A 23,041-nucleotide genomic window follows, 5' to 3' on the forward strand; every position below is an offset into this window, starting at 1 on the left:
CTTAAGAAATTGGGTTTTACAATAAATAAAATGGCATAGTATTTGCTTGAATACGGCTGAAACAAGAGCTAAAGGATTTGTTATGGTCGTTTTACATTCTCATTTAGAAAACGCGCTCAACCAATTGGAAGAATTGATTGATTTAACCGAGCGCGATATAAGAGACATCAAGCTCGCTAAACACACCGAAATTTTTGAAAGAAACCATCAAAAACAGCTAGCGATTCAAGCTTTTGAGAAAGAAAAAGCGAATATAGATGCGCAAATGTTGTCTTTAAAAAATCAATTCCCTAATAAAGAAATGAGTGAATTGCTAGACGAAAAAACGAGCGATTTTTTAAACCAAATGCGAGAGTCCTTGTTTGTTTTGAAAGAAAAAAACTTGATTTATTCGCGCATGGCGTTTGCGGTTTCTGAGTTTTATTCTTCGCTCATCCAACAAATCATCCCCCATGACACTTGCGACTATAAAGGCTCTAGGCATGTGGGGAGCCATTTTTTAAGAGTGCAGGCGTAAAATGGGCGGAATCTTATCTTCACTCAACACTTCTTACACCGGCCTACAAGCCCATCAGAGCATGGTGGATGTTACCGGGAATAATATTTCTAACGCTAGCGATGAATTTTATAGCCGTCAGCGCGTGATTGCAAAGCCTCAAGCGGCTTACATGTATGGCACTAAAAATGTGAATATGGGCGTGGATGTAGAAGCCATTGAAAGGGTGCATGATGAGTTTGTTTTTTCTCGTTACACGAAGGCTAATTACGAAAACACTTATTACGATACAGAGTTTTCGCATTTAAAAGAAGCGAGTGCGTATTTTCCGGACATTGATGAAGCGAGCCTTTTTACGGATTTGCAAGATTATTTTAATTCATGGAAAGAATTGTCTAAAAACGCCAAAGACTCCGCTCAAAAACAGGCTCTCGCTCAAAAAACAGAAGCTTTAACGCACAACATTAAAGACACCAGAGAAAGATTAACGACCTTACAGCACAAGGCGAGTGAAGAATTAAAAAGCGTGATTAAAGAAGTCAATAGCTTGGGTTCTCAAATCGCTCAAATCAATAAACGCATTAAAGAAGTGGAAAACAACAAGAGTTTAAAGCATGCGAATGAGTTAAGGGATAAGCGAGATGAGTTGGAATTCCATTTGCGAGAGCTTTTAGGGGGGAATGTTTTTAAAAGCAGCATTAAAACCCATTCGCTCACGGATAAAGACTCAGCGGATTTTGATGAGAGCTATAACCTTAATATCGGGCATGGATTCAACATCATTGATGGCTCTATTTTCCATCCTTTAGTGGTTAAAGAGTCTGAAAATAAAGGGGGTTTGAACCAGGTTTATTTTCAAAGCGATGATTTTAAGGTTACTAATATTACCGACAAGCTCAATCAGGGAAAAGTGGGGGCGTTATTGAATGTGTATAATGACGGCTCTAACGGGACTTCAAAGGGCAAATTACAAGATTATATTGATTTGTTGGATTCTTTTGCTAGGGGCTTGATAGAATCCACTAATGCGATTTACGCTCAAAGTGCGAGTCATCATATTGAAGGCGAGCCTGTAGAATTTAATAGCGATGAAGCCTTTAAAGACACTAATTATAATATCAAAAACGGCTCGTTTGATTTAATCGCTTACAACACCGATGGTAAAGAAATCGCCAGAAAAACCATTGCTATCACGCCCATTACAACCATGAACGACATTATCCAAGCCATTAACGCTAACACCGATGACAATCAAGACAACAACACCGAAAACGACTTTGATGATTATTTCACAGCGAGCTTTAACAATGAGACTAAAAAATTTGTTATCCAGCCTAAAAACGCTTCGCAAGGGTTGTTTGTCTCTATGAAAGATGATGGCACGAATTTTATGGGAGCGTTAAAACTCAACCCTTTTTTTCAAGGCGATGACGCTTCTAACATCAGCTTGAATAAAGAATACAAAAAAGAGCCTACCACTATCCGCCCATGGCTTGCCCCCATTAACGGGAATTTTGATGTGGCGAACATGATGCAGCAATTGCAATACGACAGCGTGGATTTTTATAACGACAAGTTTGACATTAAACCAATGAAAATCAGCGAGTTTTATCAATTTTTAACCGGTAAAATCAACACGGACGCTGAAAAATCAGGGCGTATTTTGGACACCAAAAAGAGCATGTTAGAGACCATTAAAAAAGAGCAACTCTCTATTTCGCAAGTGAGCGTGGATGAAGAAATGCTGAATTTGATCAAGTTTCAAAGCGGTTATGCCGCTAACGCTAAGGTCATTACCGCTATTGATCGGATGATAGACACTTTATTGGGGATTAAACAATAAGTTTTCTACCCATAGCGTTTTTATCAAACAAGCCTTAATTAAACTTATTTTTTAAACTCTATTTATTTTAAAACTCATTTTTGAGCCTTTTTTATAGCCAGCGCTCAAACAATTAATAGCATCATGTAAGCTATAAGCGAGAGGGTGTTTTGTAAAGCTTGTGTTATAATAACGATTATTGTTGATTGAAAGGAAAACAGATGAGACGGAGTTTTTTAAAGACGATTGGTTTGGGCGTGATAGCGCTCTCTTTGGGTTTGTTAAGCCCTTTGAGCGCGGCGAGTTACCCTCCCATTAAAAACACTAAAGTAGGCTTAGCTCTTTCTAGCCACCCGCTAGCCACTGAAATTGGGCAAAAGGTTTTAGAAGATGGGGGCAATGCGATTGATGCGGCTGTAGCGATAGGTTTTGCTCTAGCGGTTGTCCATCCTGCAGCAGGCAATATTGGTGGTGGAGGTTTTGCGGTTATCCATTTGGCTAATGGTGAAAATGTTGCCTTAGATTTTAGAGAAAAAGCCCCCTTGAAAGCCACTAAAAACATGTTTTTAGACAAGCAAGGCAATGTAGTCCCTAAACTCAGTGAAGATGGCTATTTGGCGGCTGGAGTTCCTGGAACGGTGGCGGGCATGGAAGCGATGTTGAAAAAATACGGCACTAAAAAACTATCGCAACTCATTGATCCTGCCATTAAATTGGCTGAAAATGGTTATGTGATTTCACAAAGACAAGCAGAAACCCTAAAAGAAGCAAGGGAGCGGTTTTTAAAATACACTTCTAGCAAAAAGTATTTTTTTAAAAAAGGACACCTTGATTATCAAGAAGGGGATTTGTTTGTCCAAAAAGATTTAGCCAAGACTTTGAATCAAATCAAAACGCTAGGCGCTAAAGGCTTTTATCAAGGGCAAGTCGCTGAGCTTATCGAGAAAGACATGAAAAAAAATGGAGGGATTATCACTAAAGAAGATTTAGCCAGTTACAATGTGAAATGGCGCAAACCCGTGGTAGGGAGTTATCGTGGGTATAAGATCATTTCTATGTCGCCACCAAGTTCAGGAGGCACGCATTTGATCCAGATTTTAAATGTCATGGAGAATGCGGATTTAAGCACCCTTGGGTATGGGGCTTCTAAGAATATCCATATCGCTGCCGAAGCGATGCGTCAAGCTTATGCGGACAGATCGGTTTATATGGGAGACGCTGATTTTGTTTCGGTGCCGGTGGATAAATTGATTAATAAAGCGTATGCCAAAAAGATTTTTGACACTATCCAGCCAGATACGGTTACGCCAAGCTCTCAAATCAAACCAGGAATGGGGCAGTTGCATGAGGGGAGCAACACCACGCATTATTCTGTAGCGGACAGGTGGGGGAATGCAGTCAGCGTTACTTACACCATTAACGCTTCTTATGGAAGCGCTGCTAGTATTGATGGGGCAGGATTTTTATTGAACAATGAAATGGATGATTTTTCCATAAAGCCTGGGAATCCTAATCTCTATGGTTTAGTAGGGGGCGATGCGAACGCGATTGAAGCCAATAAGCGCCCTTTAAGCTCCATGTCGCCTACGATTGTGTTGAAAAACAATAAGGTTTTTTTGGTGGTGGGAAGCCCTGGAGGGTCTAGGATTATCACGACGGTGTTGCAAGTGATTTCCAATGTCATTGATTATAATATGAATATTTCTGAAGCGGTCTCAGCCCCAAGATTTCACATGCAATGGCTTCCTGATGAATTAAGGATTGAAAAGTTTGGCATGCCCGCTGATGTGAAAGACAACCTCACTAAAATGGGCTATCAAATCGTTACTAAGCCGGTCATGGGCGATGTGAATGCGATCCAAGTTTTACCTAAAACTAAGGGGAGCGTTTTCTATGGATCAACGGATCCAAGGAAAGAATTTTAATTATTTGTCATATACGGGTTTTTAATCCTATTTAGCCTTATTTTTTGGGAGGGGGAGGGCTTTTTAGCGAGAAAATCTTAAATTTAGTTTTAAAATTCATAAAAATAGTGTAAAATTTCTCATTACAAGAGACGATATTAGATCTAAAATGGTGTATGCAGAATGGAGTTTGAGAATGTTTGTTGGTTTTAGAACGCATACAGTTTCTTTTTTAAGATTGGTAGCCATTGGCATTATGTTTGATCTTATTAAGGCAGAGGAGTAACAATGGGATACGCAAGCAAATTAGCCTTGAAGATTTGTTTGGCAAGTTTATGTTTATTTAGCGCTCTTGGTGCAGAACACCTTGAACAAAAAAGGAATTTTATTTATAAAGGGGAGGAAGCCTATAATAATAAGGAATATGAGCGGGCGGCTTCTTTTTATAAGAGCGCGATTAAAAATGGCGAGCCGCTTGCTTATGTTCTTTTAGGAATCATGTATGAAAATGGTAGGGGTGTGCCTAAAGATTACAAGAAAGCGGCTGAATATTTTCAAAAAGCGGTTGATAACGATATACCTAGAGGGTATAACAATTTAGGCGTGATGTATAAAGAGGGTAGGGGCGTTCCTAAAGATGAAAAGAAAGCCGTGGAGTATTTTAGAATAGCTACAGAGAAAGGCTATACTAACGCTTATATCAACTTAGGCATCATGTATATGGAGGGTAGGGGCGTTCCAAGCAACTATGTGAAAGCGACAGAGTGTTTTAGAAAAGCGATGCATAAGGGTAATGTAGAAGCTTATATCCTTTTAGGGGATATTTATTATAGTGGGAATGATCAATTGGGTATTGAGCCAGACAAAGATAAGGCGATTGTCTATTATAAAATGGCGGCTGATATGAGCTCTTCTAGAGCTTATGAAGGGTTAGCAGAGTCTTATCAGTATGGGTTAGGCGTGGAAAAAGATAAGAAAAAGGCTGAAGAATACATGCAAAAAGCATGCGATTTTGACATTGATAAAAATTGTAAGAAAAAGAACACTTCAAGCCGATAATTCTCAAACTTGGACTTGATTCAAGGATTTTTTGTTTTATGCTAGGTGGCATGTTTTTTGAACAATTGATTTGAAGCGATAAAAAGATATTGCATTTTTCATGGCTAAATAGCTTTATACTAAAAACTTTAGTCAAAATATTGTTTGCTATAATTTTGCTGTTTGCCTTGCCTAAATACTCCCCCTGCCTTAACAAACCCCCTAAATTTAACAACTCCAAACAATAGCGAGCGGTTTTCATAAGCTTTTTAAAAACGACGCTAAGATCGCTTTAAGCCTAAAGCCCGCCACAACGAAAAATTTAAGCCAAGGTTTAGCGACTACTCTAAGCGGAGCGTTAAAATACCAATGGACTAAATTCACGCTAGGAACGCTATACCGCAACGCGCCCGATCGCATTTTAGGCGTGAAATTACCTAAAGCCCTAAATGAAGCCACCGCAGGAGCGGCGTTAAAGTATCACATTAAAAGAGCGCTTGAAAGAAGCCACAGCATAAGCGATTTTAGTAAGAATTTAGAGCTAAGCGCTAATAATTCTAAATTCACTAACAACACGCTTAAAATCATTGAAGAGCTTAACAACGGCATCAAACAAGCCAGCGAAGAAATCAAAGAAAAAGCGCGCGATTTTTCTAATCAAAAACTCACTAACGAACAAATCAAAGAGCTATTGAATAACGCAGAAATCCCTACAAGCGGGAGAGACGCTATCACTTTTGGAGTGAATAACCTAAACCCTGAAATAGTTGAATTTCTACACAAAAACAACAAGAAAATGATTATAGAAAAAGCCTCTAACAAAGAAGTAGAACTTTTAAAAGACGCTAACTTTAAACACCCTGAAAACATAAGAGCGAGTTTAGATCATGATGCTATCGCTCACATACTCAAAAGGCATGGCGTTAATTCTGTTAATGTTAGAAATGGAGAGATCCCTGTTACGAACGAAGATATAGCGAATTATAGATATATCGTTAATAACGCTGATGCAATTCTTAGGACTTTAGACAAATACGATAAAGAAGCTATAACGGCGTTTAAACAAGTTAACGGCTATGCGGTAGTCGTGGAGCAAGCGATCAATAAGAAAAATGAATTAGCTTTAAAAACGATGTTCAAGAGTAAAGGAGATTATAAAAATAATGAAGTTTATAAAGAATTTTCAAGCACCTCACTCAATGCTAACGCAAAGGTGCGCCATGGGTTGAGTTCCCATAGTGGTGCTACAGAGAATACTACACCAAAACCGCTAACCGATCAAGAGGATTTATTAAAAAATACAGAATTAGACAACGAAACCACCAAAGAAGCTACAAATTTAAGCCCACTTGAACAAGCCAACGCTGAAAAGTTAGCGAAGTTAGAAAGCGAGAAGCTAGAAAGCGAACAAGAGTTTTTAAAAGCTAAAGAGCAAGAGAGCAAGCGTAAGGAAGCGTTAAAAAAGAAATTAGAACACGAGCGCGGCAATGCGGGCAACATTGAAAGCCAGACTAAAATAGAAGTAGGAGAAGATATACCCACACAAACCCAAGCGCAATTACCCAAAAGCCGAGTGAGATTGAACGAACGAGAGATTTACGATCTAGATTATGCGATCGTTAAAGCTAAAGACTTGAAACCAAGCTTTACCACAGGCGGGACGCAAAAACGCACCGACATGAACGAAGAGCAGATTAAAAGCATTGCTGAAAATTTTGATCCTAAAAAGATATTTGGGAGCGGAGGTTTTGAAGATTTACCGATCATTTTGCACGACGGGCAAGTGATCGCAGGAAACCACAGAATCCAAGGCATGCTGAATTTCACGCCTAAAAGCCGTTTTGCTTACGAGAAAGCGATCAAGGAATACTATCACATAGACTTAAAACCGGACGAGTTATTAGTGAGAGTGCCACACAACCGCCTAAACAACACCGAGATCAACAATTTAGCGGCTTCAAGCAATCAAGGACGCTTTAATAGCGAAAGCGATCATGCGATAGCGGTTTTAAGCCACTACGAAGCGAAATTGAAAGAATTAGACCAAAAATTAGACGCTGATAGCATTTATTCTTTAAAAAACATTGTGGCTAAAAATTTGAATTTTGATAAGGCGACTCATCCTAATGTAACTGATAGTAACTTAGCGCTTTTAATGTTTAACATGCCACGAACCAAAACGCAAGGGATAGAGTTGCTTAATCGTTGGCAAAAAGAATTTTCTAACGACATTAAAAGCTATGAAAAAGTAAAAAAAATGTTTGTAGATAACGCCGGCAGTTTTCACAATTTAATCCACGATATGAATTTCCCTAAAGTGAGTTTAAACGCTTATTTAAGCGACATTATGGATCGCAGTTTTGCCAATTTAAAGAATTACCAAACTACGAGCGAAAGCTTGAAAGATTTGAGCGAAAAATTCTATAAAACGAGTTCTTTAGAGATGTTTGAAAAGAGCGAACAAAACACGAGCGACATTAGCGAGATTTTAGGAGGAGCTATCGCGCGATTTGCACGATTTGATGATCCTTCTAAAGCGTTATTTGAAGCGTTAAAGAGCGATAACATTAAAAAAGGCTTGAAAGAATTCAAGATTGCAGATGTTACAAAAGACATGTTTAACCCTGATAGTAAAGAGTTTAAGGATATTGATATTTACGACTTCACGCATTACCTTTTAATGGTGGATAGAGAGCCAAATGAAAATAATCCCGTTTTAAAGCGCTTGATAGAAGCTATAAAGGATATGCAAAAAGAGAGCGAGAAAGGGAGTAAAAAACAAAAACTTGACACTCCTAGCGAATGGGGACACAATTATAGCGAGTTTAAGGGCGATGGCTTAGGAGCGATTAACAAGCTATTAGAAACTAAAAAAGGTTTTGTAGCGGGAGCGTTTTATAAGGAAGGTTTAGGGGATATTGATTTAGTTTGGGGTAATAAAGATTACGAGCTAGAACACATCTTAAAACGCCGAGAGAAGCAAGCCAAAAACAAAGGACTAAACGAACAACAAGCTAAAGAATACGCCTTAAATATAGCTAAAACGATACCAGAAGTTATTGATAAAGGCGTTAAGGTTGATAATAACGGCAGAATAGCTATTGAATATAAAAATATAAGAGTAGGAATTAATGACGATTGGTATAGCGAAAAGCTACCTAATAAGTGGGTGATAAGCAGTTATGAAATTCATAATAGCGAGAGTGAGCCACCGAGTCTCCTTATGGCTCAATTACAAGGGGTAGGTTTGGGAACCCCTAAACTCACCGAACCTAATCCTACCACAAAAAAATTAAATAAGGAATAAAATGATCAATTACCCTAATTTGCCTAACAGCGCGCTAGAAATCACCGAACAGCCCGAAGTGAAAGAAATCACTAACGAATTATTAAAGCAATTACAAAACGCTTTAAAAGGTAATCATCAATTCAGCGAGCAAGTGGAACTGAGCCTTAAAGGAATCGTTAGGATTTTAGAAGTGCTTTTGAGTTTGGATTTTTTCAAAAATGCGAATGAAATTGATAGCAGTTTAAGAAATTCCATTGAATGGCTGAGTAACGCCGGCGAGAGCTTAAAAAACAAAATGAAAGAATACGAGGGCTTTTTTAGCGATTTCAATACGAGCATGCGCTCTAACGAGCAAGAAGTAAGCGCTACTTTAAACGCTAACGCCGAGAACATCAAAAGCGAGATTAAAAAGCTAGAAAATCAATTGATAGAAACCACAACAAGGCTTTTAACGAGCTATCAAATCTTTTTAAACCAAGCCAGAGAAAGCGCTACAAATCAAATTAACACCAACAAAACCGCAAGCCTTGAAGCGATAACGCAAGCTAAAACGAACGCTAACAATGAAATAAGCACGAACAAGACCGCAAGCCTTGAAGCGATAACGCAAGCTAAAACAACCGCTAACAATGAAATAAGCGAGAATAAAACGCAAGCGATAACTAACATTAACGAAGCGAGAACCACCGCTAACAATGAAATCAACACCAACAAAACCCAAAGCCTTGAAGCAATCACACAAGCTAAAACGAACGCTAACAACGAAATAAGCGATAATAAAACGCAAGCGATAACTAACATTAACGAAGCCAAAGTTAGCGCTACAACGCAAATTAACACCAATAAGCAAGAAGTTTTAAACAACATCACGCAAGAAAAGCAACAAGCTACAAGCGAAATTAACGAAGCGAAAAAAACCGCATTTAACGAACTTTTAGAAACCTTGAAGCCGAAATTTAGCGGCTTGTTTGCGGGCGTGTATTATATTCATAATGCGATCTATATCCAAGGCGGATGGGAGCAAAAGATCAAGGATTTGAGCGATTACACGCTAGAGAAAGATAAGAAAGGAGAGTAAAATTTTAGGTTGTGAGATTGATGAAGATTTATTTTGCGCGGAATTTAGGGTAACGCTTCAAAGATGCAATGATTTAGGAAACCAACCACAGAACAAATTAAAACATGGTTTAAAATATTTTAAAAATCCTTTCAACAAAGAGGGATTTAAAAGGGTTGTAACATTAACTCTCATTGAGCGTATGGGTGTGAGAAAAATAAGCCCAAAATCCGTTTAAATCTTGAATCGGTTCTCATCAAACATGAATGGCTAAAACTTTTTGACTAACGCCAAGCTCTTTGCTATGGATTGTAAAAAATGTTTTTAGCATTTTAGATTTTATTATCCATATTTGATGAGAGCTAAGCCTTTTCTATTTAAAAAGGGCTGTATCAATCACAATGAAATGTAATCCACTTCTTTGGGTCTTTGATGGTTAGCGATGAGTTGCTTACAGGTCGCAACGCCTTCTGAAGTGCCAACCATTAATAGTTTAGATTCGCTTGCAATGATCGTTTCTCCATCGGGCATGGGGATGTATTTGCCATCTTTTTGAGTGATACCAATCACAAACGCTTTAGCGATCTCTCTAAAATGGGCTTCTTTTAATTTCCTTAACACAAGCCAGCTGGTTTTAGGGACAATCACTTCCTCTAAGTCTAAAAGCGTGTCTTTTTTATTGATAAAGCGCTCTAAGATATTTTCCATATCCGGACGCACCGCCATCGCGCTCACTCTCTGCGCCATGAGTTTTGTAGGGGAAACCACCATATCAGCCCCTAATTTTTTTAATTTTTCTAAGCCTTCATCGCTATGCGCGCTCGCAATGATGTAATAAGGTTTGCGCTTTAATTCCTTTTCAAACAAGCGCACGCTCACCATTAACGCCACATTCACCGGTAAAATCTTAGACAAAGCCACAACGCCCCTAGCGCTGCTTAAGTGGGTTTTTAGCATGGCTAAATTGGTGTGCGGATCGCCTATGATATAGTAGGGGTATTTGTGCTTAATGGCTTCTTCTTCAAAACTGGGGTCATTATCCACGACCACAAAGGGGATTTGAGCGGAGCGGAACTGCTTGCTCAATTCAATGGTGTATTCGTTGTGGTAACAAATCACATAATGATCCTTAAGGCGCGCGATTTTGTAAATCATACCTTTCTCCTTAATCAATCTGGTAAGCGTGCCTTTATTGACCACGCTAACTAAAATAGCCACGCTAAAGGCAATAATTCCTGCCCCAAAAAACATTAAAATGGAAGTTAAAAAAATACTTATAGGCCCAAACTGGCTTTCATTTAAAGCGCCAAACCCTGTAGCTGTCATGGTGTAAGTCGTTTGAAAGAAAGCTTGCATAAGGCTATAATTTTCTAGGGCGAAGTATCCCAGAGTGCCTAAAAGCACAAGCAATTGGATTAAAATAAGCGGGAGTCTAAAGACCTTAAATTGCTCATAGATTTCAGAATTTAAATTGACTTCTGGCTGAATTTCATCGTCTTTTTTGATTTTAAAAAATTTCAACTTTTCCAACAAAGCCAATTCCTAGATCAAAATAAATTTTTTTGAAAGCGTTTCATTTTTAAACTCCCTTAAAATATCAAGCCCAATCGCACCAAATTGATATTTAATAAAGAAGTTTAGTTTTAAGGGTTTTTAAAGATGTTATAAAAACCCTAAACGGCTAAGCCCCTTTACGCATGGTTCTTAAAGTGGAAGCAGCCACTTTAATGCGTTTAGTCGTGCCGTCGTCTAATTGGATCTTAATCGATCGCAAGTTAGGGAGTAAGCGGCGTTTGTTTTTGTTGTTCGCATGACTGACATGATTGCCTATCATAGGCCCTTTAAAAGTTAAAGCGCATCTTTTTGCCATTGTGTATCCTTAATTTAATTATTGAAATAAACTTTGCATTATACTTAAAATAGCCTTTAAAAAGGCTGATTTTAAGGCTAATTTTTAAATGGTTCGTTTAAGAACTACTTTTTTTGAGGCATAGAACTTTTAAAGCCTTTCATTCTATCAATAGCGTCTCGGTATTTGGCAATATTTTCTTCTGTAAGTTCCATTACAGCTTTTTTCATGACAACCGCATACATTCTGTTTAAGATCTTATGTATCGCATCTTCTTTATTCTTTTCCAAATCTTCATGGATAATGCTGTTTGAAGAATTAAGACCTCCAGAATTACTGTGTTTGTAAGTATAGGTCATTGCCTGAAAAGTCCCTACTTCCACAGCAAAATCATGGACTACACGATTGCTTTCTGGCTCATAAAAATTAAACCACACAGAGCCTGAGCTTTGATCCACTAGCGTGTCTAAATTAGGATTATTGGGATCTTTTAAATTCATTTTCAAATCTTCTAAGATTCCTACCCACCCTTTCAAATCCAAAACGGAAAAAATCTTTCTCTTATCTTGCGCATTTAAAGCCTTTTCATCTTGAAAACGCAACACTTGATAGCCTCTTTTTTCAAAAATAGTTTGGATTTGATTAATTAAAGCGTCTTGAAACTTATCAATATAGGGTTTTAGATTATCGCTCACTTGAATGCGCGGCGCTAAAATACCTACAATATGGTGGTTTTGTGGGGCTTGAACAATATGTATCGGATAATTAAAATCTAGCGGCGTAACATGTTCAGAGCTTGTTTGTATTCTTTCATGAGTTTGAACTTGATTTTTGGCATCATTTGGTGTTTTTGTTTCAGCGCTTGGATTCATCGCACAACCAATCAATACGCTTGAAAGCCATAAAGCCACTAGCATTTTAGAATAAACTCTAACTTTTTTAAAAATAAGCGAACGCTCCATAAAAGATTCCTAAAAATTAAAATAAACCCCTATCCTACCTTATTCATGCTATTTTTAAGTAAATCAATTTGCGCTACAATTTTCTTTTTTTCTAAATTTCAAGCATGGCGATTTTAGGGGATTTTATGCTCTATTCTTTACTATATGGCTATTTTAATATCAATCTTTTCCAGTATTTGACTTTTAGAGCAGGGTTAGGGTTTTTCATAGCCTTTTTCCTCACGCTTTTTTTAATGCCTAAATTCATTCTATGGGCCAAGGCTAAAAAGGCTAACCAGCCCATTTCAAGCTTTGTGCCAAGCCACCAGAATAAAAAGGATACCCCTACGATGGGGGGGATTGTGTTTGTTTTTGCAACCATTGTTGCGAGCGTGTTGTGCGCGTCTTTGGGCAATCTTTATGTGTTGTTAGGGATAATCGTGTTAGTGGGCTTTAGTTTTGTGGGTTTTAGAGACGATTACACTAAAATCAACCAGCAAAATAACGCCGGAATGAGCGCGAAAATGAAATTTGGCATGCTGTTTGTCCTTTCGCTTGTAGTGTCTGTTTTATTGAGCCTTAAGGGGTTGGATACTTTTTTATACGCGCCTTTTTTGAAAAACCCTTTGTTTGAAATGCCCACGATTTTAGCGGTTGGTTTTTGGGTGTTGGTTTTTTTATCCACGAGCAATGCAGTGAATTTAACCGACGGGTTAGACGGCTTAGCGAGCGTGCCTAGCATTTTCACCCTCTTAAGCCTTTCTATCTTTGTGTATGTGGCAGGGAATGCGGAATTTTCTAAATACTTGCTCTATCCTAAAGTCATAGATGTGGGGGAATTGTTTGTTGTCTCGCTGGCGTTAGTGGGATCGCTCTTTGGCTTTTTGTGGTATAACTGCAACCCGGCAAGCGTGTTTATGGGCGATAGTGGGAGTTTGGCTTTGGGGGGGTTTATCGCTTATAACGCTATTGTTTCGCATAATGAAATCTTACTCGTTTTAATGGGATCTATTTTTGTGGTAGAAACTTTGTCTGTGATCTTGCAAGTAGGGAGTTATAAAACCCGTAAAAAACGCCTTTTTTTAATGGCGCCTATCCATCATCATTTTGAGCAAAAGGGCTGGGCAGAAAACAAGGTGATCGTGCGTTTTTGGATCATTTCTATGCTGAGTAATTTAATCGCTCTTTTAAGCTTGAAGGTGCGTTAAAATGAAAATCTCTTTATTGGGGCATGGCAAAACCACTCTAGCCCTAGCGCGTTTTTTTAAAAAAAACCATAACGAAGTCAAATTTTTTGATGATCAGTTCACTTCATTTCATAAGGATGAAGAGGGTTTTCTTTGCTACCCTAGTAAGGATTTTAACCCTAATGATTCCCAATTAGAGGTAGTCAGCCCTGGCATTAGTTTCACGCACCCTTTAGTCATAAAAGCCAAGCATTTAGTGAGCGAATACGATTATATTGACAGCTTGTTTGATTTGGTTTTCACGCCTACTATAATCAGTATTAGCGGCACTAACGGGAAAACCACCACGACCGAAATGCTCACCATGCTTTTAGAAGATTTTAAGGCTGTGAGTGGGGGGAATATTGGCACGCCCTTGATTGAATTGTTTGAAAAACAATCGCCCTTGTGGGTGCTAGAAACAAGCTCCTTTTCTTTGCATTACACTAATAAGGCTCACCCTTTAATCTACTTGCTCATCAATGTAGAAGCCGATCACTTGACTTGGCATTGCAGTTTTGAAAATTATTTGAACGCTAAACTCAAGGTTTTAACATTGATGCCTAAAACTTCGCTCGCTATCCTCCCTTTAAAATTCAAAGAACACCCCATTATTCAAAACTCGCAAGCGCAAAAAATCTTTTTTGACAAAAGCGAAGAGATTTTAGAGCGTTTAAAAATCCCTTCTGACGCCCTTTTTTTTAAGGGAGCGTTTTTATTAGACGCGGCCTTAGCCCTTTTAATTTATGAGCAATTTTTAAAAATAAAGAATTTAAAATGGCAAGATTATAAAGAAAACGCCCTTAAAAGGTTGAACGCTTTCAAAATCGGATCGCATAAAATGGAAGAATTTAGGGATAAAGAAGGGCGTTTGTGGGTAGATGACAGCAAGGCCACGAATATTGATGCCACCTTGCAAGCTCTAAAAACCTTTAAAAACCAAAAAATCCATTTGATTTTAGGGGGCGATATTAAAGGGGTCAATTTAACCCCCCTTTTTGAAGAATTTAAAAATCATGAAGTAAGCCTTTATGCGATAGGATCAAGCGCTTTTATCATCCAAGCCTTAGCGTTAGAATTTAATGTTTCTTGTCAGGTTTGTTTGGAGTTAGAAAAAGCGGTTCAAGAAATTAAAAGCGTTTTATCGCAAAATGAAATCGCTTTGCTTTCACCCAGCGCAGCCAGTTTGGATCAATTTTCTTCGTATAAAGAAAGGGGTGAAAAATTTAAAGCGTTTGTTTTGAAGGATTAAAGCGTTTGAACCACTTTGTCTAATTGTGAAATTTTTTGAAAAATCTCGTTCCGTTCTGCTTCATTTAAAACTTCCATAGAAACATTGAAGCTATAAAATTTAGCGTTTTTAGAAGTGTTTTTAAATTCCAATTTAAAGGGGCGTTGGTAGGTTTCTAAAAGCTCTTTTAACGCACTCGTATCTTTAGTGGTCATAATCACCCTATAATCCCAAAGGCAAGGGTAAATAATAGTGGGTTTTTCTAAATCAGACGGCATTGAACAGCTCCTTAAACAATTTAGGAATGGCAATAGGGCTGTATGTGGAGCGATTGACAAAGCCAAACTTGATTTCTGAAGCAAAGACTTTAAAAGGCTTCATAGGCTCTAAAGAAGCGTTTTGGATGCAATAAATTTCTTGAAAAAGCACCACAAAAACCTTTCTTAATTCTTTAATTTGCGTTCTTATTTCTAAGACCTGCCCAAGGCTTGCGGGGGTGAAAAAATCCGCTTTGATAGAGCGGATAACAAACACGCCTTCTTCATTTTCTGGCAAGACATTCTGTTTAAAAAAAAACTCGCTCCTAGCCCTTTCGCAATATTTCAAATAATTCGCATGATAGACCACGCCTTCAGAGTCGGTATCTTCGTAATATACCCTACAGCGCATTAATTCCCCTTACTCAAATAATGAAATTTTCTTAAAATTATACAATATGTAACTTAACTATAGTATAATCTAAGGGCGTTGCTCTATATTTTTTAGGTATTTTTAAAGTGGGTTTTTTCTTAAATCTTAAGATCTTTAAGGATTTTAAAAAACTAATACAGCAATAGTTGGACGATTAAGGACATGGCTCTTTAATTTTAATCATTTACAAGGAGTTTGGTAGTTAAGATATGGGTAATCATTTTTCTAAATTAGGATTTGTTTTAGCGGCATTAGGGAGTGCGATAGGTTTAGGGCATATCTGGCGTTTCCCCTACATGACTGGGGTGAGTGGTGGGGGTGCTTTTGTTTTATTATTTTTATTTTTATCTTTAAGCGTTGGCGCGGCGATGTTTATCGCTGAAATGCTATTAGGACAAAGCACGCAAAAAAATGTAACAGAAGCTTTTAAAGAGCTTGACCTTAGCCCTAAAAAACGCTGGAAATACGCAGGGCTTTTGCTGATTTCTGGGCCTTTAATACTGACTTTTTATAGCACTATTTTAGGTTGGGTGCTTTATTATTTAGTGAGTATTAGTTTTAATTTGCCTAACAATATCCAAGAATCTGAACAAATCTTTAATGATACCTTACAATCCATTAGGTTACAATCCATAGGGCTTTTTAGCGTTTTATTGATAACCGGATGGATTGTTTCTAGGGGGATTAAAGAAGGCATTGAAAAGCTCAATTTGGTTTTAATGCCCTTACTCTTTGCTACTTTTTTTGGTTTGCTTTTTTATGCGATGAGCATGGATTCTTTTTCTAAAGCTTTTCATTTCATGTTTGATTTCAAACCAAAAGATTTGACCTCTCAAGTGTTCACTTATTCCTTGGGGCAGGTTTTCTTTTCTTTAAGCATAGGTTTAGGGATCAATATCACTTACGCTGCGGTTACGGATAAGACGCAGAATTTGCTTAAAAGCACGATTTGGGTAGTTTTATCAGGGATTTTGATTTCTCTTGTGGCAGGGCTTATGATTTTCACTTTTGTGTTTGAATATGGGGCGAATGTCTCACAAGGCACAGGGTTAATCTTCACTTCTTTACCGGTGGTTTTTGGCCAAATGGGAGCGATAGGCGTTCTTGTTTCAATTCTTTTCTTGCTCGCGCTCGCTTTTGCTGGCATCACTTCTACGGTGGCTTTATTAGAGCCAAGCGTGATGTATCTTACCGAAAAGTATCAATACTCTCGTTTTAAGGTTACTTGGGGTCTTGTAGCGCTAATTTTTATCGTAGGCGTGGTGTTGATTTTCTCGCTCCATAAGGATTATAAAGATTATCTCACTTTCTTTGAAAAAAGTCTTTTTGATTGGTTGGATTTTGCATCAAGCACCATTATCATGCCTTTAGGCGGGATGGCAACCTTTATTTTTATGGGCTGGGTTTTGAAAAAAGAAAAATTGCGTCTTTTAAGCACGCACTTTTTAGGCCCTAAATTGTTTGCAACTTGGTATTTCTTGCTTAAATACATCACCCCTTTAATTGTGTTTTCCATTTGGTTGAGCAAGATTTATTAAAATATTTGGCATGGGAAAATTTTCTAAATTAGGCTTTATTTTAGCCACTTTGGGTAGCTCTATCGGTTTAGGGCATATTTGGCGTTTTCCTTATATGGTAGGTCATAATGGGGGGAGCGCGTTTGTGCTTTTATATCTAGCGCTAACCTTGAGTTTAGGCATTGCTATGCTTTTAGTGGAAATGCTGATTGGGAATTTGGGTAAAAAAGATGTTGTTTCTAATTATCAAATACTAGATCCCAAAAGGAAAAAATATTACCCTTTCACTTCTTTTTTTATTTTAGGCGGTCCTCTCATTTTATCCTTTTATGCGGTGGTGTTAGGTTGGGTGCTTTACTATCTTTTTGTAGTAACTTTTGATTTGCCTAAAGATTTAGAGCAAGCTAAAATGCAATTTAGCATGCTCCAAAATGGCAGTTTAATCTGGCCTGTTATTGGCTTTAGCGCATGTTTATTACCGACAATATGGTTTGTTTCTAGGGGGATTGAAGAGGGGATTGAAAAATTAAATGTCGTGCTGATGCCCTTATTGTTTGTGATTTTCATAGGGCTTTTAATCTATGCGATGACTTTAGAAAGCATGCCTAAAGCTTTGCGCTTTTTATTTAATTTTGAGATTCAAAAAATTGATTTTAAGGTTGTTATGGACGCTTTAGGGCAGATGTTCTTTTCTTTGAGTTTGGGGGTAGGCACGATCATTACTTATTCAGCTTTCACGCCCAAAAAAGAAAATCTATTCAAAAGCTCTTTATTGATTGTCTTGCCCGGTATTTTAATCTCTTTGATTGCTGGGGTGATGATTTTTACCTTTGTGTTTGAATACCATGCAGATGTGTCTCAAGGGCCAGGGCTTGTTTTTATTTCCTTACCTTTGACTTTCGCTAAAATGGGCATGAGCGGGCAGATTGTCTCGCTTTTTTTCTTTATGGCGCTTGTTTTTGCGGGGATCACTTCCACGGTTTCTTTGATAGAGCCTTTAGCGCTTTATCTCATCAATCGTTTTAATTTCTCGCGCATTCAAGCGTCGCTATGGATAGGAGTTATTGTGTATGTTTTAGGCGTTTTAGTCATTCTTTCTATGAATGAACGATACGCTAAGTTTTTGAGTTTTGCTCATAAGAGCGTGTTTGGGTGGCTGGATTTCATCACTTCTTCATTTTTAATGCCTTTGGGAGGCTTGTTTTCAGTCTTGTTTATAGGATGGATTTTAAATAAAAAGCGTTCTTTTTTAGCCACGAAGCATTTCTTTAACGCAAACGCTTTTAAAGCGTGGCATTTTAGCGTTCGTTTTATCGCGCCTGTAGTGATTTTAGCGATTTTCATCTTGCAATTTAAGTGAAATAAGGATGCTTGATGAAAAGCATTTGGCTCTTTATGATTTTTGTAGTTTGTCAGTTAGAAGGCAAAAAATTTTCACAAGATAATTTTAAGGTGGATTATAACTACTATTTGCGCAAACAGGATTTGCACATCATTAAAACGCAAAACGATTTGTCCAATTCTTGGTATCTCCCTCCACAAAAAGCCCCCAAAGAACATTCTTGGGTGGATTTTGCTAAAAAATATTTAAACATGATGGATTATCTAGGCACTTATTTTCTGCCTTTTTATCATAGTTTCACCCCCATTTTTCAATGGTACCACCCCAATATCAACCCGTATCAACGCAATGAGTTTAAGTTCCAAATCAGTTTTAGAGTGCCTGTATTTAGGCATATTCTTTGGACTAAAGGCACGCTTTATTTGGCTTATACCCAAACTAACTGGTTTCAAATTTACAATGACCCCCAATCCGCTCCCATGCGAATGATCAATTTTATGCCTGAACTCATTTATGTTTATCCTATCAATTTTAAACCTTTTGGGGGTAAGATAGGGAATTTTTCTGAAATTTGGATAGGTTGGCAGCACATTTCTAATGGCGTGGGAGGCGCGCAATGTTACCAGCCTTTTAATAAAGAAGGTAATCCTGAAAACCAATTCCTAGGAGGGCCTGTGATCGTTAAAGATTATAACGGGCAAAAAGATGTGCGCTAGGGGGGGTGTCGTTCGGTGAGCGCGGGGCAACGCCCTGTGTTTCGTTTGGTGTGGGAAAAGGGAGGCCTAAAAATCATGGTCGCTTATTGGCCCTATGTCCCTTATGATCAATCCAACCCTAATTTGATTGATTACATGGGGTATGGGAACGCCAAGATAGATTACAGGAGAGGGCGCCACCATTTTGAATTGCAACTTTATGATATTTTCACGCAATACTGGCGTTATGATCGCTGGCATGGAGCTTTCCGATTAGGCTATACCTACCGCATTAACCCTTTTGTGGGGATTTATGCGCAGTGGTTTAACGGCTATGGCGATGGCTTGTATGAATACGATGTTTTTTCCAATCGTATAGGGGTAGGAATACGCTTAAACCCTTAAAAAAGCGTTCTTTTATGCTATAATTAAGACCAAAAATTCAAGGGGATTATTCAATTATGAAAATCAGTGTTAGTAAAAACGATTTAGAAAATGCTTTGCGCTACTTGCAAGCTTTTTTGGATAAAAAGGACGCTTCTTCTATCGCTTCACACATCCATTTAGAAGTCATTAAAGAAAAGCTTTTTTTAAAAGCCAGCGATTCAGATATTGGGCTAAAAAGCTATATTTTTACGCAATCTAGCGATAAAGAGGGCGTTGGCACGATCAACGGGAAAAAGTTTTTGGATATTATCTCATGTTTAAAAGACTCTAACATTGTTTTAGAGACTAAAGATGACAGCTTGGTGATCAAACAAAATAAAAGCTCTTTCAAACTCCCCATGTTTGACGCTGATGAGTTCCCTGAATTCCCTGTTATAGATCCCAAAGTGAGTTTGGAAGTCAATGCCCCCTTTTTAACAGATGCGTTTAAAAAGATCGCTCCTGTGATTGAGCAAACCAGCCATAAAAGGGAATTAGCCGGTATTTTAATGCAATTTGATCAAAAACATCAAACCCTTTCAGTAGTAGGCACGGATACCAAACGGCTCTCTTACACGCAGTTAGAAAAAGTCTCTATCCATTCCACTGAAGAAGACATCTCTTGTATTTTACCTAAAAGAGCTTTATTAGAAATCCTTAAGCTTTTTTATGAAAATTTCAGTTTTAAAAGCGATGGCATGTTAGCGGTAATTGAAAACGAAACGCACACTTTTTTCACCAAGCTTATTGATGGGAATTACCCTGATTATCAAAAAATCCTCCCTAAAGAATACACTTCTTCTTTCACTTTAGGCAAGGAAGAATTTAAAGAGAGCATTAAATTGTGCAGTTCTTTAAGCTCCACCATTAAACTCACTTTAGAAAAAAACAACGCTTTGTTTGAATCTTTGGATTCTGAGCATAGCGAAACGGCTAAAACCTCTGTTGAGATTGAAAAAGGTTTGGATATTGAAAAAGCCTTTCATTTGGGCGTGAACGCTAAATTTTTCCTTGAAGCCTTAAACGCTTTAGGGACAACGCAATTCGTTTTAAAATGCAATGAGCCTTCTTCGCCTTTTTTGATCCAAGAGCCTCTTGATGAAAAGCAAAGCCACTTGAACGCTAAAATTTCCACTTTGATGATGCCAATCACACTATAAAGGCTTGATTGAATGCAAAATTACCAGAGCCATAGTATTAAGGTTTTAAAAGGTTTAGAGGGGGTTAGGAAACGCCCTGGAATGTATATTGGCGATACCAATGTGGGTGGGTTGCACCACATGGTGTATGAAGTCGTGGATAACGCTGTAGATGAGAGCATGGCGGGTTTTTGCGATACGATTAATATCACTTTGACTGATGAGGGTTCATGCATTGTAGAAGATAACGGGCGAGGCATTCCTGTAGATATTCACCCCACGGAAAAAATCCCCGCTTGCACCGTGGTTCTAACGATTTTGCATGCGGGAGGCAAGTTTGATAATGATACTTATAAAGTTTCAGGCGGTTTGCATGGCGTGGGCGTTTCGGTTGTGAACGCTTTGAGCAAACGCTTGATCATGACGATTAAAAAAGAGGGTCAAATCTATCGCCAAGAGTTTGAAAAGGGTATTCCTACTAGCGAGCTTGAAATCATTGGCAAAACCAAAAGTGCTAAAGAAAGCGGCACGACTATTGAATTTTTCCCTGATGAAAGCGTGATGGAAGTCGTTGAATTTCAAGCGGGTATTTTGCAAAAACGCTTTAAAGAAATGGCGTATCTTAACGACGGCTTAAAAATTTCTTTCAAAGAAGAAAAAACCCAACTACAAGAGACTTATTTCTATGAAGACGGCTTGAAACAATTCGTTAAAGACAGCGCTAAAAAAGAATTGCTCACCCCCATTATTTCGTTTAAAAGCATGGATGAAGAAACGCGCACTTCTATAGAAGTCGCTCTAGCGTATGCTGATGATTACAATGAAAACACCTTAAGCTTTGTGAATAACATTAAAACTTCTGAGGGCGGCACGCATGAGGCGGGCTTTAAAATGGGCTTGTCTAAGGCGATTTTGCAATACATTGACAATAACATTAAAACCAAAGAGTCGCGCCCCATCTCTGAAGACATTAAAGAGGGCTTGATCGCTGTTGTGAGCTTGAAAATGAGCGAGCCTTTATTTGAAGGGCAGACTAAATCCAAACTCGGCAGTTCGTATGCGCGCGCGTTGGTTTCAAAATTAGTCTATGATAAAATCCATCAATTTTTAGAAGAAAACCCTAACGAAGCCAAAATCATTGCCAATAAAGCCCTACTAGCCGCAAAAGCCAGAGAAGCCAGCAAGAAAGCCAGAGAGCTTACAAGGAAAAAGGATAATTTGAGTGTCGGCACTTTGCCTGGAAAATTAGCCGATTGCCAGAGTAAAGACCCTTTAGAGAGTGAAATCTTTTTAGTGGAGGGCGATAGCGCGGGCGGGAGCGCTAAACAAGGGCGCGATAGGGTTTTCCAAGCGATCTTGCCCTTAAAGGGTAAGATTTTAAATGTGGAAAAAAGCCATTTGTCAAAAATCCTAAAATCAGAAGAAATTAAAAACATGATCACGGCTTTTGGGTGTGGCATTCAAGAGAGTTTTGAAATAGAAAAATTGCGCTATCACAAAATCATTATCATGACCGATGCTGATGTGGATGGGAGCCATATCCAAACCTTGCTGATGACTTTTTTCTATCGTTATTTACGCCCGCTGATTGAACAAGGGCATGTTTATATCGCTCAAGCCCCTCTTTACAAATACAAGAAAGGCAAGACAGAAATCTATCTTAAAGACAGCGTCGCTTTGGATCATTTTTTAATTGAGCATGGCATCAATTCGGTGGATATTGAAGGGATTGGCAAGAACGATTTGATGAATTTGTTAAAAGTGGCGCGTCATTACCGCTATACGCTTTTGGAATTAGAAAAACGCTACAATTTGCTAGAAATTTTACGCTTTTTGATTGAAACTAAGGACGCTTTAAGCTTTGATATGAAAATTTTAGAAAAAAGCATTTTGGAAAAATTAGAGGGCTTGAATTATCAGATCTTACGCTCTTTTGCTACTGAAGAAAGCTTGCATTTGCATGCGCAAACCCCTAAAGGCTTGGTGGAATTTAACCTAGATGACAACCTCTTTAAAGAAGTGTTGTTTGAAGAAGCGAATTACACTTACCAAAAACTTATGGAATATAATTTAGATTTCTTAGAAGATAAGGATATTTTGGCGTTTTTAGAAGAAGTGGAAAATCACGCTAAAAAGGGAGCGAATATCCAGCGCTATAAGGGGCTAGGCGAGATGAACCCTAATGATTTGTGGGAAACGACCATGCATAAAGAAAACCGCAGCTTGATCAAACTCAAAATTGAAGATTTAGAAAAAACCGATGCAGTCTTTTCGCTTTGCATGGGCGATGAAGTAGAGCCTAGAAGAGCCTTTATCCAAGCGCATGCTAAAGACGTGAAACAGCTAGATGTGTAAGGGATTTTAATCGCCACTCCCAAA

18 protein-coding genes and 2 pseudogenes are annotated in these 23,041 nt (G+C 38.2%); 13 read left to right on the forward strand and 7 right to left on the reverse strand.

Translation table 11 applies throughout. The features are described 5' to 3' along the window. Positions 1-82 precede the first annotated feature (82 nt). The 4 genes from DQL14_RS03535 (at position 83) to DQL14_RS03550 (ending at position 5,281) form a co-directional block, all read left to right on the forward strand. Complete coding sequence (locus tag DQL14_RS03535; protein WP_108169838.1) at positions 83-517, forward strand: hypothetical protein; 435 nt, start codon at positions 83-85, stop codon at positions 515-517. A gap of 1 nt (position 518) precedes the next feature. Further along, positions 519-2,339: a flagellar hook-associated protein FlgK gene (flgK, locus tag DQL14_RS03540; protein WP_108169839.1), complete on the forward strand. Its 1,821-nt coding sequence runs from the start codon at positions 519-521 to the stop codon at positions 2,337-2,339. 200 nt (positions 2,340-2,539) lie between these two features. Beyond that, complete coding sequence (gene ggt / locus DQL14_RS03545) at positions 2,540-4,243, forward strand: gamma-glutamyltransferase (protein ID WP_108169840.1); 1,704 nt, start codon at positions 2,540-2,542, stop codon at positions 4,241-4,243. A gap of 267 nt (positions 4,244-4,510) precedes the next feature. Further along, on the forward strand, positions 4,511-5,281 hold the full coding sequence (locus DQL14_RS03550; RefSeq protein WP_000540106.1) for an HP1117 family Sel1-like repeat protein: 771 nt from the start codon (positions 4,511-4,513) through the stop codon (positions 5,279-5,281). Positions 5,282-5,284: 3 nt separating this feature from the next. Here the strand turns inward: DQL14_RS03550 and DQL14_RS08835 are convergent. Both DQL14_RS08835 and DQL14_RS03555 read right to left on the reverse strand, forming a co-directional pair. Continuing rightward, a pseudogene (locus DQL14_RS08835) lies at positions 5,285-5,522 on the reverse strand (hypothetical protein). After that, positions 5,519-5,719: a hypothetical protein gene (locus DQL14_RS03555; RefSeq protein WP_108169841.1), complete on the reverse strand. Its 201-nt coding sequence runs from the start codon at positions 5,717-5,719 to the stop codon at positions 5,519-5,521. The pseudogene DQL14_RS08835 and the gene DQL14_RS03555 overlap by 4 nt, the downstream one beginning before the upstream one ends. On the opposite strand from DQL14_RS03555, the gene DQL14_RS03560 reads away from it, so the two are divergent. Both DQL14_RS03560 and DQL14_RS03565 read left to right on the forward strand, forming a co-directional pair. Continuing rightward, the gene (locus DQL14_RS03560) at positions 5,688-8,567 is read left to right on the forward strand and encodes a DUF3519 domain-containing protein (protein ID WP_108169842.1); all 2,880 of its coding nucleotides are present in this window, start codon (positions 5,688-5,690) and stop codon (positions 8,565-8,567) included. The genes DQL14_RS03555 and DQL14_RS03560 overlap by 32 nt on opposite strands. Position 8,568: 1 nt before the next feature. Beyond that, complete coding sequence (locus DQL14_RS03565; RefSeq protein ID WP_108169843.1) at positions 8,569-9,627, forward strand: hypothetical protein; 1,059 nt, start codon at positions 8,569-8,571, stop codon at positions 9,625-9,627. A gap of 375 nt (positions 9,628-10,002) precedes the next feature. On the opposite strand, the gene DQL14_RS03575 is transcribed toward DQL14_RS03565, so the two are convergent. The 3 genes from DQL14_RS03575 to DQL14_RS03585 all read right to left on the reverse strand — a co-directional run bounded on the left by DQL14_RS03575 (position 10,003) and on the right by DQL14_RS03585 (position 12,417). Next, entirely contained in the window at positions 10,003-11,139 is a 1,137-nt protein-coding gene (locus DQL14_RS03575) for a potassium channel family protein (RefSeq protein WP_000890463.1), read from the reverse strand. Between the two features lie 148 nt (positions 11,140-11,287). Beyond that, positions 11,288-11,476: a 50S ribosomal protein L28 gene (gene rpmB / locus DQL14_RS03580; RefSeq protein WP_001118998.1), complete on the reverse strand. Its 189-nt coding sequence runs from the start codon at positions 11,474-11,476 to the stop codon at positions 11,288-11,290. Between the two features lie 104 nt (positions 11,477-11,580). Beyond that, entirely contained in the window at positions 11,581-12,417 is an 837-nt protein-coding gene (locus DQL14_RS03585; RefSeq protein WP_108169844.1) for an HpaA family protein, read from the reverse strand. A gap of 125 nt (positions 12,418-12,542) precedes the next feature. Here DQL14_RS03585 and mraY point away from each other — a divergent pair, with 125 nt between their 5' ends. Then, entirely contained in the window at positions 12,543-13,604 is a 1,062-nt protein-coding gene (gene mraY / locus DQL14_RS03590) for a phospho-N-acetylmuramoyl-pentapeptide-transferase (protein ID WP_108169845.1), read from the forward strand. Position 13,605: 1 nt separating this feature from the next. Next, positions 13,606-14,874 carry a UDP-N-acetylmuramoyl-L-alanine--D-glutamate ligase gene (murD, locus tag DQL14_RS03595; protein WP_108169846.1) on the forward strand — a complete coding sequence of 423 codons (1,269 nt, stop codon included), beginning with the start codon at positions 13,606-13,608 and terminating at the stop codon, positions 14,872-14,874. On the opposite strand, the gene DQL14_RS03600 is transcribed toward murD, so the two are convergent. Next, a complete protein-coding gene (locus DQL14_RS03600) occupies positions 14,871-15,131 on the reverse strand; it encodes an HP0495 family protein (protein ID WP_108169847.1) in 261 nt (86 codons plus the stop codon). The two genes, murD and DQL14_RS03600, sit on opposite strands and share 4 nt — an antisense overlap. Beyond that, the gene (gene ybgC / locus DQL14_RS03605) at positions 15,121-15,522 is read right to left on the reverse strand and encodes an acyl-CoA thioesterase YbgC (RefSeq protein WP_001203796.1); all 402 of its coding nucleotides are present in this window, start codon (positions 15,520-15,522) and stop codon (positions 15,121-15,123) included. Before ybgC ends, DQL14_RS03600 begins: the two co-directional genes overlap by 11 nt. Before the next feature lie 230 nt (positions 15,523-15,752). Here ybgC and DQL14_RS03610 point away from each other — a divergent pair, with 230 nt between their 5' ends. From DQL14_RS03610 to gyrB, 5 genes and pseudogenes are all read left to right on the forward strand, one after another. Continuing rightward, complete coding sequence (locus DQL14_RS03610; protein ID WP_108169848.1) at positions 15,753-17,081, forward strand: sodium-dependent transporter; 1,329 nt, start codon at positions 15,753-15,755, stop codon at positions 17,079-17,081. Between the two features lie 10 nt (positions 17,082-17,091). Next, complete coding sequence (locus DQL14_RS03615; protein ID WP_108169849.1) at positions 17,092-18,420, forward strand: sodium-dependent transporter; 1,329 nt, start codon at positions 17,092-17,094, stop codon at positions 18,418-18,420. 14 nt (positions 18,421-18,434) lie between these two features. Then, positions 18,435-19,502 (forward strand): annotated as a pseudogene (locus DQL14_RS08625) (phospholipase A). A gap of 56 nt (positions 19,503-19,558) precedes the next feature. Beyond that, entirely contained in the window at positions 19,559-20,683 is a 1,125-nt protein-coding gene (gene dnaN, locus DQL14_RS03630) for a DNA polymerase III subunit beta (protein WP_108169851.1), read from the forward strand. A 12-nt stretch (positions 20,684-20,695) separates the two neighbouring features. Next, positions 20,696-23,017 (forward strand): DNA topoisomerase (ATP-hydrolyzing) subunit B, encoded by a 2,322-nt coding sequence (gene gyrB, locus DQL14_RS03635; RefSeq protein ID WP_108169852.1) that lies wholly within the window; start codon positions 20,696-20,698, stop codon positions 23,015-23,017. Positions 23,018-23,041: the final 24 nt, after the last annotated feature.

Origin of the sequence: Helicobacter pylori NCTC 11637 = CCUG 17874 = ATCC 43504 = JCM 12093 (assembly GCF_900478295.1) — a bacterium.
Taxonomy (GTDB): domain Bacteria; phylum Campylobacterota; class Campylobacteria; order Campylobacterales; family Helicobacteraceae; genus Helicobacter; species Helicobacter pylori.

Coding starts and splice junctions, on each gene's coding strand:
- DQL14_RS03535 (WP_108169838.1), top strand. CDS start 83: ATGGTCGTTTTACATTCTCATTTAGAAAACGCGCTCAACCAATTGGAA.
- flgK (WP_108169839.1), top strand. CDS start 519: ATGGGCGGAATCTTATCTTCACTCAACACTTCTTACACCGGCCTACAA.
- ggt (WP_108169840.1), top strand. CDS start 2,540: ATGAGACGGAGTTTTTTAAAGACGATTGGTTTGGGCGTGATAGCGCTC.
- DQL14_RS03550 (WP_000540106.1), top strand. CDS start 4,511: ATGGGATACGCAAGCAAATTAGCCTTGAAGATTTGTTTGGCAAGTTTA.
- DQL14_RS03565 (WP_108169843.1), top strand. CDS start 8,569: ATGATCAATTACCCTAATTTGCCTAACAGCGCGCTAGAAATCACCGAA.
- rpmB (WP_001118998.1), bottom strand. CDS start 11,476: ATGGCAAAAAGATGCGCTTTAACTTTTAAAGGGCCTATGATAGGCAAT.
- DQL14_RS03585 (WP_108169844.1), bottom strand. CDS start 12,417: ATGGAGCGTTCGCTTATTTTTAAAAAAGTTAGAGTTTATTCTAAAATG.
- mraY (WP_108169845.1), top strand. CDS start 12,543: ATGCTCTATTCTTTACTATATGGCTATTTTAATATCAATCTTTTCCAG.
- murD (WP_108169846.1), top strand. CDS start 13,606: ATGAAAATCTCTTTATTGGGGCATGGCAAAACCACTCTAGCCCTAGCG.
- DQL14_RS03600 (WP_108169847.1), bottom strand. CDS start 15,131: ATGCCGTCTGATTTAGAAAAACCCACTATTATTTACCCTTGCCTTTGG.
- ybgC (WP_001203796.1), bottom strand. CDS start 15,522: ATGCGCTGTAGGGTATATTACGAAGATACCGACTCTGAAGGCGTGGTC.
- DQL14_RS03610 (WP_108169848.1), top strand. CDS start 15,753: ATGGGTAATCATTTTTCTAAATTAGGATTTGTTTTAGCGGCATTAGGG.
- DQL14_RS03615 (WP_108169849.1), top strand. CDS start 17,092: ATGGGAAAATTTTCTAAATTAGGCTTTATTTTAGCCACTTTGGGTAGC.
- dnaN (WP_108169851.1), top strand. CDS start 19,559: ATGAAAATCAGTGTTAGTAAAAACGATTTAGAAAATGCTTTGCGCTAC.
- gyrB (WP_108169852.1), top strand. CDS start 20,696: ATGCAAAATTACCAGAGCCATAGTATTAAGGTTTTAAAAGGTTTAGAG.